Annotated in this window: 1 pseudogene; it reads left to right on the top strand. The window is 57.4% G+C overall.

What is annotated here, in order from left to right:
- Positions 1-94: 94 nt before the first annotated feature.
- Positions 95-392 (top strand): annotated as a pseudogene (locus tag FS507_RS17795) (hypothetical protein); the annotation flags it as partial.

The following is a 392-nucleotide window of genomic DNA, read 5'->3' as shown; positions in this document are numbered from 1 at the left end:
TGTGTTTAGGAGGGGAAGTGATTGCTGAAGGAAGATTGGGTGAAGGGAGTGGAGGGAAGGATCGGGAGAGTGAGAGTGAAGAAGGGAAGATGGTATGATGAAGGGCAGTGTGAAATGGTTGAAGGGGGAAAAGGGTTTGGGTTTGATTTGTGGGGAGGAGGGGTGTTGGGAGGATGGGGAAGAGAAGGTGGGGTGGGGTGATAAAGGGGTGGAGGAGGGGGTTGAGGGAGTTAGGGATGTAGTTGAGGTGGTTGGTGAGGGGAGGGTGGTGGGATGGGGGATGGTGGGTGAGGGGGTTGTGGGTGGGGGGTTGGGTGGGGAAGTGAGGGAGTGGGGGGAGGGTAGCGAAGTAGGTTGGGTTGAGGTTGAGGTGGAAAGAGGGGTGGAGGTGG

The organism is Corynebacterium glyciniphilum AJ 3170 (assembly GCF_007673095.1).
Classification (GTDB): domain Bacteria; phylum Actinomycetota; class Actinomycetes; order Mycobacteriales; family Mycobacteriaceae; genus Corynebacterium.
This window is presented reverse-complemented; position numbering and strand designations above follow the sequence as displayed.